Here is a 12857-nt window from a genome sequence, read left to right on the forward strand (position 1 = left end):
GAGTGGAATTTCAGACGTGCCTTTGAAGAAGATACTTACGGTTGTCCTTGCCTTGCTCGTTGCCGGCTGCGCCGGCCCGCAAACCCAGGAACTGCTCGGCAGCGCGGTCATGTCCGTGCCGGTGACGGAAATCGCCGGCAACCACTCGATCTTCATCGCCACGACGCGCAAGAAATCCGACGATCCCAACAAGGTATTCGACGGCGAGCGCTCGGCCACGCTGAACTATGCGCGCGTCAACGTCACCGTTCCCGGCATCCATCAGACTGGTCAGATCGAACGGCGTTCGCGCGGCAAGTCGGATGATCCGGCCAAATATTTCATGGCTTCCGAGGTTGTCGGCTACGACACGCAGCCGAAATTCTCCAGCGCGCTCAACGCCGATATCGCGGCGCGCGGCGGCCGCGTGATGGTCTTCGTGCATGGCTACAACACCGGCTTCGACGATGCGGTCTATCGCCTGACCCAGATCGTCCACGATTCCGGCTATCCGGGCACTCCGGTGCTGTTTTCCTGGGCATCTGGCGCCAAGACCACCGACTATGTCTATGACAAGGAAAGTGCCAGCGCCGCACGTGACCAGCTTGAAGTGACCTTGCGCATGCTGCAGCAGTCCGGTGCGCGGCGCATCGACATTGTCGCGCATTCGATGGGAACCTGGGTGACCATGGAAACGCTGCGCCAGATGGCCATCAGCGGCGACCGTGATCTGGGCGGCAAGCTGGGCGACGTGGTGCTGGCCTCGCCCGACATCGACGTCGACGTGTTCAAGAGCCAGATGCGCCGCTATGGCAAGCCCGACAAGCCATTCATCCTGCTGTTGTCCGACGACGACCGCGCATTGAGGCTCTCCGGCCTGATCGCCGGCTCTCGGCCGCGTGTCGGCGATTACAAGGACGCCGCCGATCTTGCCTCCTACGGCGTGACGGTGGTCGATCTCTCCAAGGTCAAAGGCAGCGACAGCTTCAATCACACGAAATTCGCCGACAATCCCGCCTTGGTGAAGATGATCGGCCAGCGGCTGCGCGAGGATGACGGCTTTGCCAGCGACCGGGACGTGACCGACCGCATCAGCCTGCTCGGACAGTAGGCTGCGCAGCGGGTTTGCCATGCCAATGAAACCTTGGAAGGCCTTGGTCCACTTTGAACTGGACCGAGCCCGTCTCTGGCCTTATCGGAATGACTGGTGACGTCATGCTTTTGACGTCCCCCTTTACGGGAGCCGACGCGTGACCGTGCGTTTGAAGAGTTTCGTCGTCGCGTTGGCGCTCGCTGTTGCTGGCTGCGCCGGCCAGAGTACGCATGATCTGCTCAACAAGACGACGGTCTCGGTACCGGCTTCCGACATCGCGGCCACGCACGAAATTTTCGTCGCCACCACCCGCCAGCAGGCGACCAAGGATCCGCGTCAGGTATTTGACGGCGATCGCTCGTTGACCACCAGCTACGCCCGTGTCGACGTCACCGTGCCGAAAGTCCACCAGGTCGGCGCCATCGAGCGGGCCAAGGGTTCGGCCAACTCGAATCCAGCCAAGCAATTCACCGCCGCCAATGTCGTCCACTATGGCGACGCCCCGCAATTCGCCAAGGCTGTCGGCGCCGACATCGCCATGCGCGGCGACCGTGCGCTGGTCTTCGTGCATGGCTTCAACAACGGCTTCGACGACGGCATCTACCGGCTGACGCAGATCGCCCACGACACGAAGTATCCGGGCACGCCGGTGCTGTTCTCCTGGGCGTCGAGCGCCAAGACGACGGGCTATATCTACGACAAGGACAGTGCCAACGCCGCCCGTGACGATCTCGAGGCGACGCTCAGGATGCTCGCCAAGACGCGGGTCAAGAGCATCGACATCATCGCTCATTCGATGGGAACCTGGCTGACGATGGAGGCGCTGCGCCAGCTCGCCATCACCGGCGACCGCGATCTCGGCGGCAAGCTCGGCTATGTCGTCCTGGCTTCGCCCGACATCGATGTCGACGTGTTCAAGAAGCAGATGATGCGTTACGGCAAGCCGGACAAGCCGTTTGCCGTGCTGCTTTCAAGCGATGACCGGGCGCTCAAGCTGTCATCCATCATCTCGGGTGACAAGCCCCGTGTCGGCGACTATGGCAATGCCGCCGATCTCGCCAGCTATGGCGTCTCCGTGGTCGACCTGTCCAAGATCAAGGGTGGCGACGGTGGCCTCAACCACGCCAAGTTCGCCGACAATCCGATCCTGGTGCAACTGCTCGGCAACCGGCTGCGCACGCCGGCTGGCCTGGCCTCTGACGAACCCGATCCGGCACAGCTCAACAATATCGGCCAGGGCCTCGGCAAGGCCGTCGGTTCGGTCGCCGAGGTCGTGATCACCACGCCGTTCAAGGTGCTGACCATCGTCACCGGCGGATGAGAGGTTTAGCTTATGCCTTATTCAATGTGGGTATTTGGTGGAATCGGCATTGCAATTCTGGTTTATTTCAATCTTCTGGATAAGAATACGCAGCGGTGGCGAAAAGTAGAAAATAGAAGCGATCTGTACGCCTATATTGCCCTATTTGGATCTATTATTGTCGGAATTATAGCATCTTTCGTTGAAAATTACCTCTTCTGATCCCGCTTAAGAGAGCCCGCACATAGCTCCAGCGGGACACGCGCTCCGAAAAAATTATACGAACAGATCGACCTTCTGGAACGTAGTCACGTCGATCAGCCCGACGTCGGAAATCCTCAGTTCCGGAATGACCACGAGCGCCAAAAGCGAGTGCTGCATGTAGGCGTTGTTGAGGGAACACCCCATCTTGCGCATCGCCTCGGTCAGTTTCTCGGCCTTGGCGGCAACGATCTCGGCGCGCTCGTCCGACATCAGGCCGGCGATCGGCATTTCGACCAACGCCAGTTCCTTGCCCTTGGAGAACAGCACGACGCCGCCGCCGACTTCGCCCAGCCGGTTGACCGCCAGCGCCATGTCCTGCTTGTTGGTGCCGACGCAGATGATGTGGTGGGCGTCATGCGCCACGCTCGAGGCCATGGCGCAATCGCCCATATAGCCGAAACCGGAGACGAAGGCATTGGTGACGCCGCCCGTTCCCCGGTGCCGCTCGACCAGGGCGATCTGGCAGACGTCGTTGCGGCGATCCATGGCGACCAGCCCGTCCTCGACCGGAAGGTCGGCCTCCAGCGCCCGTGTCGGCGCCTGGTTCTCGATGACGCCGATGACGCGCACCCGCACTTCGTTGGCGCCCTTGGGGGCCGTGATGTCGAAATCGCCGGCCCTGAGCTTCTTGCCGAGCTTGACGGTGTTTTTCGCCGTCTTTGGATAATCATAGGCCGGAATGTCGATATCGAGCTTGCCGCCCTTGGCCAGCCTGACACCGCGCGCATAGACCTCATCGACGGCCATTGCGGCGAGATCGGAGACAATCAGCAGGTCGCCCAACCGCCCCGGCGCGATCGACCCGATCTCGCGTTCCAGCCTGAAATGCTGAGCGGTGTTGATCGTCGCCATCTGGATCGCCGTCACCGGCTTCAGCCCCTGTTGGATGGCGTGGCGCACCACCCGGTCCATATGGCCTTCGTGCACCAGCGTGCCGGAATGGCTGTCGTCGGTACAAAGGATGAAGTTGCGCGGATCGATGCCGCCTTCGGTCACCGCCTTGATCTGCGAAGCGACGTCATACCAGGCCGAGCCCAGCCGCAGCATCGCCTTCATGCCCTGGCGTACGCGGGCGATCGCATCCTCGGCGCGCGTACCCTCGTGATCGTCCTCGGGTCCGCCGGCGACATAGCCGTGGAACGGCAGGCCAAGATCGCGCGAGGCATAGTGGCCGCCGACGGTCTTGCCAGCCTTGACCGTCGCGGCGATCTCGCCCGACATGACAGGATCGTTGGCGACGACACCGGGAAAATTCATCACTTCGCCGAGCCCGATGATGTTTTCCCATGTCATCGCTTCGGCGACATCGGCGACCGTCAGTTCGGCGCCGGCGTGTTCCAGCCCGGGCGCCGAAGGCACGCAGGACGGCATCTGCACATGCACGTTGATCGGCATCGCCACCGCCTCGTCATGCATCAGCCGCACGCCCGGCAGGCCCAGCACATTGGCGATCTCGTGCGGATCGATGAACATCGAGGTGGTGCCGTGCGGGATGACGGCGCGGCAGAACTCGGTCACCGTCACCATGCCGCTCTCGACATGCATATGCGCGTCGCAGAGGCCAGGCACCAGATAGCGCCCGCCGGCATCGACCACCTTGGTGCCCTGGCCGATGGCGTGGCTGGCATTCGGCCCGCAATAGGCGAAGCGGCCGCCGGCAATGGCGATGTCGGTGCCGGCGATGATCTCGCCTGAGTGAACGTTCACCCAGCGGCCGTTGCGGATGACGAGATCGGCGGGCTTGCGGCCCATGGCGACGTCTACCAGATGCGTGGCCATCTCGGTCCAGGGTTTTGGTTTCGTCGCATGCGCCGCCGGCTTCTTTGCCATGAAGGGACTCCTGTTTGCGCGACTGTGCCAAGCCTGCCTGGTTTTGACCAGCGCCAAACAACCGATAGGCCTACCCAACACTCACAAAGGCTGTTCGGTCTTTACCTCGACCGTGACTTTCGCACCTCCGGTCGAAATCCGGTCCGCGAGGCGCTGGAGTTCGCCCGCGGCGAAGGTGCCGTTGAGCATCACCTCGCCGCCGAGGATGGGTTCGACCAGGCGCGGCGACGCCACCACGGCACCGTCGACGCTGAGATCGACCACCTTGCCGACATTCGCCTTGGTGAAGTCGGCGAACGCCTTTGCGCTGTCCGCTGTCATCTTGAGGCTGAGCACCATCTGCCCGGACGTTTGATCGGAAACAACCGCGGCCTTGGCGATGGCGAGCGTCAATGGCTCGGCCATGGCGAGGCCGCAGGCGAGCAGCATGACGGCTACTGCAGCGATGAGACGAGCCAGGCTGTTCATCACGATTTTCCCTGCAAGACGCTCATCTTGCACGCTTGCATGCGCCCGGCAATGTCAGCTGTCGTCTGCTTGCAGGCCGCTGTTCGGCGAGCGGCGCACGGCCGCAGCCAGAAACAGGTTTCCGTTTCGTCGCAAATCGGTCTACCCTCAATGCTAAGGATTTTTCTGACTCTTCCGTCTGGGGAGTTCGAATGTATCGCCTTGTCGTCGCAAGTGCCGGTCTTCTTGCCGCACTGTCCATGCCGGCTCTTGCAGCCGACCCGACGGTCGATGTTCCGATGACCGCGCCCGGCTTCGACTGGACCGGATACTATGCCGGCCTGCAGGCAGGCTATGGCTGGGGCCATTCCGACATCTCAGGAACGGAGGGGGAGCCGTTTTCCGTCTCGCCCGACATCGACGGCGGTTTCGTCGGCGGGCACGTCGCCGGCCTATGGCAGTTCGACCAGGCGGTGATCGGCGCCGAGGCCGACCTCAACTATTCCTCGATCGACGGCACGGCAGAACTCGGCGGGCTTGGAAATGTCGTTGGCACCGACATCAAATGGTTCGGTTCGGTCAACGCCAAGGCCGGATACGCGATGGACCGGGTGCTGGTCTACGGCATAGGCGGCGTCGCCTTCGCCGGCATCGAGACGTCGCAAGCCTCGGGCGCCGCATTCTCCGAGACACGCACGAATGTCGGCTGGACGGTGGGCGCCGGCGTCGACTATGCGCTGACCGACAAATTCGTCGTCGGCGCCCAGTATCGCTATTATGATTTCGGCTCCGAGCACTATGACGGATCCAGCGACTTCGTCGGCCGCGACCAGGATACCAAGCTGAACACCGTCGGCATCAATCTCAGCTACAAGTTCTGAGCGCCGCCGACAGCGATCGGCGAGCGACTGACGTGATCAGCAATTTCGATGAGAGGGGCGGCCGGCGCCCCCAGTGGGCGGGGGAATGGGTTGGGCCTGGTAGACGCCAGCCTCGGCGGATCAAGTCCGCCGTGCAAACACCCTACGCATTGTGCGCCGTGCGCTAAATTCCGCGATCACGCCAGTATCGCCATGCCCCCTCCTCTGGGGTGCGCGTTCAGGCGGCCTAAGAACACGACTTGACGGCCTGTGTCTGGCATCTGAAAAGGGCTGGCCTGCGGACGTGGCGGAATTGGTAGACGCAAGGGACTTAAAATATCCCTTGCGTCTACAGCAATGTTTTCAACGGTTTACCTTGGCACCCCACTCTGCCTCCGCACGATCCTGAGTTGCGGCGGTTTTCAACCTCTGATTTTGTCGTGCCAACTTATTGAAATCGCGACGCTATGTTTCCTCATTGAAGCGATCTTCCCACTCCCGACACTGATGCCCACGAAGAAAATGTGGGAAATCTTGTGGCAACGCGCTTAGCGTTGGCAAAGGCGCCCGGAGCGGACCTAGCACCTGTGGGACGTCGGGCTAGCTGTCAAGAACCGATGACACCCAGACTTTTTCGAACCGTTCGTTGAGTTTTCCAAAGTCCTGCTTGGTAACATGCAATCCGTCCAACCATACTGTTTTCAAAGACGGGATCTCGTATAGCGCTGCCAAAGTTCCCGCAGCGGTAAAGGTTGTTTGACCTTCGTGACCGCCAATGGACAAGTATTCGAGGTTCGGGAGCTGTGACAGAATCTTAAGATCGTCCTCAACGATATTCGTTGACCATATGTCGAGCCAACGGAGCTGCGACATCGTGCAGATCGCCTGCAGGCCAACTGCCGTGATGTCTGTGGCGCCAAGCTCCAAAGCTGTGATTGCCTTCGAATGCGAGACCATCCGCGCAAAATCGTCGGAGAACCTTGACTCCTCAAAGTCCAGTTCGGTCACTGACGGATTGCCGAGGAGCGCTGCAAGGGATTCTTCCGTAATGCGCGCCCTATGCGCGGTGAGCTTTCTGACAGTTGGAAGCTGTGCAATTTGGAACAGGTCACTGCTGCTTACGCCCCACAGACAGCTAAGCTCCTCAAGAGCTTCGGCCGTTCTAAAACCGTCCAAGCGACCGGCCCGAGAAATACCCAGTAAGTGAAGTTCCCTAAGGTTAGGAAGTTGCACGATAGAATTGACCGCCGCGCGCGTGATGTCGCACCATATCCGGACTTTGTATACAGACCGGATCACTTTCAATTTAGCGGCATCAGCTTTCGCAAACGGCTTGTTCCATCGAATGTAGACCTCATCGTAGTGAGGATTGGCAGCAAGCTGAGCCGTGTGATCGTCTGTCAGGAACTCGTCAGTTCCTGTCTCAAGCTTGTCTAAGATGAACTTCATCAGGATACGCCTCAGTGAAGGTGCTGCCAACGTCCGCAAAGGGTCGGGATCGGACGCTAATTTATGAGTTCACGACCTTAGTCAGTACTGCTGCTCTCGGCCGCTTCATTTTCGATGGCCACGCGCTGAACCACCTCGGGGGACACATGCATGATGGTAATATCGAAAGCCCGATAAGCCTCATCTGGCGTAATGTCGCGTTCGATTTCCGCCTTCGTCATGCCGTCCTTCAGCTGCTCGTTGCGCAGTTTGGTCAAGATTGTTCCAAGCCCATGGTGATGGCCGAAACTCGGCGCGATGTATTCGCCTGAGGGCGTCCGGCCGCCGAAGTGCATCGCGACATGCACATCGTGGAATTCCTCCGGATCAGACGCGCTAATCCTGACTAGCTCTTTGATGAGTTCCTCAATTGCAGCTTTCGTCATGTATGCGGTTACGCCCATGACATCCAATCGCAGCGCCAAGCTGTGCGGTCCGGCCGACATCTTTTTCGCTATTTTTTTCGTTGGTCGCCTAGCCATGCTTAAATTGCCTCCGTGCCGTGATGCGTTCGGTCCTATGGGAAGCATGGTGCGGGCGGCGGGACTTGAACCCGCATGGCCGAGGCCTCCGGATTTTAAGTCCGGTGTGTATACCAATTTCACCACGCCCGCAGTGCCCGCACATGTACGCGTGGCGTGGGATTTTGCAAAGAGCAAGGGAGCAGGCTCGCACACTTGATTGTGTGGGAAATATCGTGGGGATTTCCCACGCATGTGGGAGAAAACCGGACTTCACCATCAGCTCGAAGTCCCGGTTTTCCAGACTGTTGAGCGGGAAGCACCGCAGAAAAAAGCGACTTAAAATCCCTCGATCTCTGATCGTACGGGTTCGATTCCCGTCGTCCGCACCAGATTGAAATAAAAGCAGAGTTTGGCTGACTGGTATTGGGCGGCAATCCCATGAAGACGTTTGGCAGGATAGCCGCAAGGCAACCGCATCGAGGACGGCTATCCACCTTCGTTTTTTAGCAAAAGCGCAACAAAGGATGCATTTCCACGTTGAGGTTCGTCAAAACGAGGGATTTTTGAAAATGGATCCGGCAACTGCGGCAGTGATGGTTTTGCTCCAGTGCGGTCCGATTGAGGGTTCTGTCTGCAAACCCGTCGATATGGGGCCGACCATGTATGCGTCGCTCGATCTATGCATGGCTTCGCTGAGGGACAGGTTGGCAAGCGCTCCGAGCGGCGAAACCGTTGGGCGGTGTCGTCTCGTTGATACGAGCGTCACAGACGGCTTACCAGTCGGCTATACAAGGGTTTTTGTGACGCGCGGCCTCGGCGCCGACGCCATCACCAGCAGCTACATCGTACAACATCAGCGATAGCGGCCTCGTTCCCGCTGCCAACGGTGGCGTTCTCCCCTGTCTGCTAGATGCGCGTAGCGCCACTCTGTTGGCTGCTCGAATGTAGCACCGGCGGCCGCTGATCGGCGCTTGGCTCATGGTCTGACCCGGAGCCCACTTCAATGATTCCGACCAGCGCCCGAACAAACTCAACCATATCGTTCGCCGTGATGGCTGCCCTGTCGGGATCTTGCCCAATGTGCTCGGCGGCCGCGCAACATGACAGGCGGATGTGATCGTAGTGAGAATCCCTTTCATCCTCCGGCAACATCGCCAATTTGATGGCTCGGCGATGAATCAGCCGGAGCAATTGTTCGAGAGCGGCTCCGACACTCATGCGTTTTGCTCCGCATTGGCCAAGCGTTCCGGCGCTCCAGGGCGCGTGTCGGAACGTCGATGGGAGGTATTTCCATCCCTGTGCCAAGGCTGCATTATAGCTATTAATATATTGTTTATTGCTAATATACCGTCCCGGAAGCGTCTTTCGCCTCCATGTAGCGACCCTTGCTCCAAGGCCCTCCGTTAAGCCGCCCGCACCGGATAGCCGCATATTCCCGTGGGCTGCCAGTCCTATAGGTCTTCGAGATCACCCTCGAAAGTGACTCCAAACGGCGCGCCCGATTTCCAGCGTCGGATCGCAGGCGGCATGTCTCTTTATTGCCGACGACGTCGCTCCAGTCGCATCAGCCGGCAATCCATTGCCGTTATGCATCACGATTGGGCGGCACAGGGCCGAAACAGCGATTCTGATGCCGCCTTTCGGGCGAGTGCCTGCGCATTCGCAAAGCTATTTCGGAACGGGCAATGACAATCACGATAGATGGAAACGCCAGCTGGCGCGATATCGCACGGGTGAGCGAAGGCGAATCCCTGGCGCTTAGCCAGGCAGCGTGGGAGAGGATCGCTTTTGCGAACCAGATCGTAGCGGCCATCGTCGAAAAAGGTATCCGCGCCTATGGCGTCAACACCGGGGTCGGCGCCTTGGCAAGCAAGGTCGTGGCGCCTGCCCTGCAAAAGAAACTGTCGCGCAACATCATTCGCAGTCATGCCTGCGGCGTCGGTGACCTCGTGCCGCGACGCGGCGTGCGCGCCATCATTGCCGCTCAAGTGGCTAATTTCGCGCATGGCCATTCGGGTGTGAGCCCTCAGATCGTGCGCAATCTGCTCACCTTCATCGAGCGCGACTGCGTTCCCGACGTGCCGTCGCGGGGATCGGCCGGATATTTGACGCACAACGCGCATGTAGCACTGGTCTTGATCGGCGAAGGCAGCGCAACCGTGGCAGGCCGCTCGATGAGCGGGCTCGAGGCCCTGGCTGAAATGGGTCTGGAGCCCTTGGAGCTTGGCGCCAAGGAAGGCTTGAGCCTCGTCAATGGCACCGCCTGCGCAACCGGACTGACAAGCATCGCCGTGCTGCGCGCGGAGCGTTTGTTGGGATGGGCTGACGCCGCGGCGGCTTTGACTCTTGAAGCCGCAGGCGCGCAAATGCCGGCCTTTGGCGAACAAATCCTGGCGATGAGGCCCTCACCCGGCATTCAGGAGGTGGGCAAATCGCTGCGTGGCTGGCTTCATGGCAGCGAACTTATTGCGCTCGCCCACGGCAGCCGCACGCAGGACGCACTCAGTCTTCGAGCTGTGCCGCATGTTCATGGCGCCGCCCGGGAGGTGCTGGACCGGTCCGCCGAGCTGGTCGACCGCGAATTGGCTGCCGTCACCGACAATCCGGCGGTATTCGGGTCCTTGAACGATCCTCAGGTTGTTTCAGAGGCGCATGCGGTAGCGCCCGCCCTCGGGCAGGCCGCCGACGGCCTGACCATCGCTTTGGCGCAGGTGGCTGGAATGAGCGAGCGTCGGATCGATCGTCTCGTCAATCCACTTGTCAACAATTTGCCGGCCTTCCTTGCCGATGAGGACGGCGCCAATTCCGGCTTCATGATCGCCCAATACACGGCCACATCGCTCAGCAACGTCAATCGGCGTTTGGCCGCGCCGGCGGCGACCGACGGCGGCGTCACATCCGGCCTGCAAGAGGATTTTCTGGCTCATCCAACCGTCGCCGCCAACAAGCTGCTGGCGGTTATCGACAACGCCGAATACATTCTGGCGATCGAACTCATGGCAGCCGCGCAGGCCCATGATTTTCTGGCCGCGCGAGGTGCACGTGCGCCTGGTACAAACATCGTCTACCGAATGGTGCGGGAAAACATCTCCCACTATTCCGATGATCGGCCTCTGTCCCGAGACATGGAGGCCTTGCGCAACTTCATCCGCGAAATGGACGTGCCGGCCTGTCCGCAGCCGTAAGGCAAATGCCCGGCGAGCCTCGAGAGATTAGGCCTTCATCGGGTGCAATTTCAGATGCTGGATCAGGATGATGGTCTTGGCATCGACGATGCGGCCGTCGACGATGCCGGCCAGCGCTTCGTCGAGCGGCATTTCCAGGACCTCGATGTCCTCGCCCTCTTCCGGCGCGCCGCCGCCGGCCGAGATGCGGTCGGCGGGCGAATAGCGGGCAACGAAGAACCACAGCCGCTCGGTGACGCTGCCCGGGCTCATGTAAGGCGAAAACAGCCGCTCAATATCCTTCAACCGGTAGCCGAGTTCTTCCTCGGCTTCCTTGCGGATGGCGGTCTCGGGATCGTTTTCGTCGAGCAGCCCGGCACAGGCCTCGATCAGCGGCTCGGGGTGGCCGGTCACATAGGCGGGGTAGCGGAACTGGCGCACCAGGAGCACCGTCGAACGCTGGGGGTCGTAGGGCAGGATCACCGCGCCATCGCCGCGATCATAGGTCTGGCGGATCTGCGTCTCCCACTGCCCGTCACGCCGGCGATAGTCGAGCACGGTCTTTTTCAGCACGGCCCAGTCGTCAGAAAGAACCTCTTCCGAGCGGATGCGAATGCGATCTTCCATTGGATACCTCGGTATTTGTCGCCGGGCGCAGGCGTAACCGCGAACCGGCGCCAGCGCAATTGGGGCAGCGATTGGTCCAGCAAGCGTTTCCCTCTCTCGTGTGTGGTATGCAACATATCCGTCACCTAAATAACGCGTTCCCTCTCCCGGAGCCCTCTTCATGACCGCATCGCTTTTCCAGCCGATCACCCTTGACGGCCTCACCTTCCCCAACCGCATCGCCGTGGCGCCGATGTGCCAGTATTCCGCCGAGGACGGCTGCGCCAGCGACTGGCATCTTTACCACTGGATGAACCTGGCCATGTCCGGCGCCGGCATGGTCACGGTGGAGATGACCGATGTCGAGCGGCGCGGGCGCATCACCCATGGCTGCCTCGGGCTTTACTCCGACGACAACGAAGCCGCCGCGCGCCGCACACTGGACGCGGCACGACGCGTCGCCGCGCCCGGCACGAAATTCGGCACCCAGCTGGCGCACGCCGGCCGCAAGGCCTCGAACCGCAAGCCTTGGGGGGGCGGCGGGCCGTTGCAGCCAAACGAAGACCCCTGGCAGACCGTCTCGGCCTCGGCCATCGCCTACGACACTGGCTGGAACGTGCCGCGCGCGCTTAATGAGGAAGAAATCCGGCAGGTTATCGAACGGTTCGCCGAAGCCGCAAGGCGGGCCGAACGCGCCGGCTTCGATTTCATCGAACTGCATGCAGCACACGGTTATTTGATCTTCCAGTTCCTGTCGCCGCTGTCCAACCAGCGTACGGACCGCTGGGGCGGCTCGCTGGAAAACCGGATGCGTCTTGTCGTCGAAATCGCCAAAGCGGTGAAGAAAGCGGTGCCGAAGCTGATGCTCGGCACGCGGCTGTCGGTGAAGGACTGGGTCGACGGCGGCTTCGACGTCGAGGACGCGATCGAGGTGGCGAAAGCATTGAAGGCCGAAGGCGTCGCCTATCTCTGCTGCTCCAGCGGCGGCAATTCGCCTTTGCAGAAACTGCCCACCGGCCCCGGCTATCAGGTGCATCTGGCGGAAGCCGTGCGCAAGGGCGCCGGCATCCCGACCCGCGCGGTCGGCCTGATCGACGATCCCAAGCAGGCCGAGGCTGTTATCGCGGAAGGCCGCGCCGACATGGTGGCGCTGGCGCGTGCCTTCCTTGCCGATCCGCGCTGGGGCTGGCGCGCAGCCGCGACATTCAAGGAGAAGATCCATCCGGCGCCACAGCTCGCCCGCTCGGTGACGACGATGGAGCACTGGATGAAGGCGGCCGGCTGATCGGGCCATTCTCTTGATATCGGGGCCTCCCGATGCAGCCTAGCCGGTTTGCAGACGCCCGCTTCAATTCCGGCCGC

General features: G+C 60.9%; 11 protein-coding genes and 1 tRNA gene. 5 read left to right on the forward strand and 7 right to left on the reverse strand.

The genetic code is table 11. From position 1 onward, the window contains the following. The first annotated feature begins 16 nt into the window (after positions 1-16). Together AC04SF_RS23750 and AC04SF_RS23755 are read left to right on the forward strand one after the other, a co-directional pair. Complete coding sequence (locus AC04SF_RS23750; RefSeq protein WP_096445458.1) at positions 17-1090, forward strand: alpha/beta hydrolase; 1074 nt, start codon at positions 17-19, stop codon at positions 1088-1090. A gap of 139 nt (positions 1091-1229) precedes the next feature. Next, positions 1230-2393 carry an alpha/beta hydrolase gene (locus tag AC04SF_RS23755; RefSeq protein WP_488479763.1) on the forward strand — a complete coding sequence of 388 codons (1164 nt, stop codon included), beginning with the start codon at positions 1230-1232 and terminating at the stop codon, positions 2391-2393. A gap of 255 nt (positions 2394-2648) precedes the next feature. Here the strand turns inward: AC04SF_RS23755 and ade are convergent, their stop codons facing one another. Further along, positions 2649-4466 carry an adenine deaminase gene (gene ade, locus AC04SF_RS23760; RefSeq protein WP_488479764.1) on the reverse strand — a complete coding sequence of 606 codons (1818 nt, stop codon included), beginning with the start codon at positions 4464-4466 and terminating at the stop codon, positions 2649-2651. A gap of 81 nt (positions 4467-4547) precedes the next feature. Next, complete coding sequence (locus AC04SF_RS23765) at positions 4548-4934, reverse strand: SecDF P1 head subdomain-containing protein (RefSeq protein ID WP_488479765.1); 387 nt, start codon at positions 4932-4934, stop codon at positions 4548-4550. Positions 4935-5125: 191 nt separating this feature from the next. Between AC04SF_RS23765 and AC04SF_RS23770 the strand changes: the two genes are divergently transcribed. Further along, on the forward strand, positions 5126-5794 hold the full coding sequence (locus AC04SF_RS23770) for an outer membrane protein (protein ID WP_488479766.1): 669 nt from the start codon (positions 5126-5128) through the stop codon (positions 5792-5794). Between the two features lie 579 nt (positions 5795-6373). On the opposite strand, the gene AC04SF_RS23775 is transcribed toward AC04SF_RS23770, so the two are convergent. The 4 genes from AC04SF_RS23775 to AC04SF_RS23790 all read right to left on the reverse strand — a co-directional run bounded on the left by AC04SF_RS23775 (position 6374) and on the right by AC04SF_RS23790 (position 8943). Further along, on the reverse strand, positions 6374-7222 hold the full coding sequence (locus AC04SF_RS23775) for a leucine-rich repeat domain-containing protein (RefSeq protein WP_488479767.1): 849 nt from the start codon (positions 7220-7222) through the stop codon (positions 6374-6376). Positions 7223-7299: 77 nt separating this feature from the next. Further along, positions 7300-7743 (reverse strand): hypothetical protein, encoded by a 444-nt coding sequence (locus tag AC04SF_RS23780; RefSeq protein ID WP_488479768.1) that lies wholly within the window; start codon positions 7741-7743, stop codon positions 7300-7302. Positions 7744-7790: 47 nt separating this feature from the next. Next, positions 7791-7875, reverse strand: a tRNA-Leu gene (locus tag AC04SF_RS23785). Between the two features lie 756 nt (positions 7876-8631). Continuing rightward, positions 8632-8943, reverse strand: a complete 312-nt coding sequence (locus tag AC04SF_RS23790) for a hypothetical protein (RefSeq protein WP_488479769.1) — start codon at positions 8941-8943, stop codon at positions 8632-8634. A gap of 467 nt (positions 8944-9410) precedes the next feature. Between AC04SF_RS23790 and AC04SF_RS23795 the strand changes: the two genes are divergently transcribed. Next, entirely contained in the window at positions 9411-10910 is a 1500-nt protein-coding gene (locus AC04SF_RS23795; protein WP_488479770.1) for an HAL/PAL/TAL family ammonia-lyase, read from the forward strand. 27 nt (positions 10911-10937) lie between these two features. Here AC04SF_RS23795 and AC04SF_RS23800 read toward each other — a convergent pair whose 3' ends face one another. Next, positions 10938-11516 carry an NUDIX domain-containing protein gene (locus tag AC04SF_RS23800; RefSeq protein ID WP_488479771.1) on the reverse strand — a complete coding sequence of 193 codons (579 nt, stop codon included), beginning with the start codon at positions 11514-11516 and terminating at the stop codon, positions 10938-10940. Between the two features lie 160 nt (positions 11517-11676). On the opposite strand from AC04SF_RS23800, the gene AC04SF_RS23805 reads away from it, so the two are divergent. Then, entirely contained in the window at positions 11677-12780 is a 1104-nt protein-coding gene (locus AC04SF_RS23805) for an NADH:flavin oxidoreductase/NADH oxidase (protein ID WP_488479772.1), read from the forward strand. Positions 12781-12857 lie beyond the last annotated feature (77 nt).

The sequence above is a fragment of the Mesorhizobium sp. CNPSo 4671 genome (assembly GCF_057784245.1).

Coding starts and splice junctions, on each gene's coding strand:
- ade (WP_488479764.1), bottom strand. CDS start 4,466: ATGGCAAAGAAGCCGGCGGCGCATGCGACGAAACCAAAACCCTGGACC.
- AC04SF_RS23765 (WP_488479765.1), bottom strand. CDS start 4,934: ATGAACAGCCTGGCTCGTCTCATCGCTGCAGTAGCCGTCATGCTGCTC.
- AC04SF_RS23770 (WP_488479766.1), top strand. CDS start 5,126: ATGTATCGCCTTGTCGTCGCAAGTGCCGGTCTTCTTGCCGCACTGTCC.
- AC04SF_RS23775 (WP_488479767.1), bottom strand. CDS start 7,222: ATGAAGTTCATCTTAGACAAGCTTGAGACAGGAACTGACGAGTTCCTG.
- AC04SF_RS23780 (WP_488479768.1), bottom strand. CDS start 7,743: ATGGCTAGGCGACCAACGAAAAAAATAGCGAAAAAGATGTCGGCCGGA.
- AC04SF_RS23790 (WP_488479769.1), bottom strand. CDS start 8,943: ATGAGTGTCGGAGCCGCTCTCGAACAATTGCTCCGGCTGATTCATCGC.
- AC04SF_RS23795 (WP_488479770.1), top strand. CDS start 9,411: ATGACAATCACGATAGATGGAAACGCCAGCTGGCGCGATATCGCACGG.
- AC04SF_RS23800 (WP_488479771.1), bottom strand. CDS start 11,516: ATGGAAGATCGCATTCGCATCCGCTCGGAAGAGGTTCTTTCTGACGAC.
- AC04SF_RS23805 (WP_488479772.1), top strand. CDS start 11,677: ATGACCGCATCGCTTTTCCAGCCGATCACCCTTGACGGCCTCACCTTC.